This is a genomic window from Idiomarina sp. Sol25, assembly GCF_033052775.1.
Lineage (GTDB): Bacteria > Pseudomonadota > Gammaproteobacteria > Enterobacterales > Alteromonadaceae > Idiomarina.
In genome coordinates this window covers 1-363 of record NZ_JAUPEW010000057.1, presented here as the reverse complement: position 1 = coordinate 363, position 363 = coordinate 1, and the positions used below count along the sequence as shown (strand labels likewise).

The 363-nt window shown below is 62.8% G+C and carries 1 protein-coding gene; it reads left to right on the top strand.

What is annotated here, in order from left to right:
• Positions 1–17: 17 nt before the first annotated feature.
• Positions 18–363: sulfatase-like hydrolase/transferase (locus Q5L94_RS13445; protein ID WP_317498870.1), on the top strand; the 346-nt coding region annotated here is incomplete at its 3' end.

Below are 363 nucleotides of genomic sequence, written 5' to 3'. Positions count from 1 at the left end.
CCTCGTGGGGGCACCTGTTGCAGGACAAGGCGATTGCCCCGGTCAGCATCGGCAAGCTGCATTACCGCAATTGCGAGGACGACACCGGCTTTACGCAACAGATTCGTCCGCTGCATATTTTCGACGGGATCGGTCAGGTCTGGGGATCAGTGCGCGACCCACTGCCGCAGCAGCCCCATCCAGCCCGCATGATCGGCGGTGTCGGCGCGGGGATGTCGAAATACAACCGCTACGACATGGCCGTTGGCGACGATACAGCCGACTGGCTGCGCGCCGCCCCTCGGGCCGATACGCCGTGGATGATCTTTTCCAGCTTCGTCGCGCCGCATTTCCCTCTTGTCGTTCCGCAGACGTATCTCGACC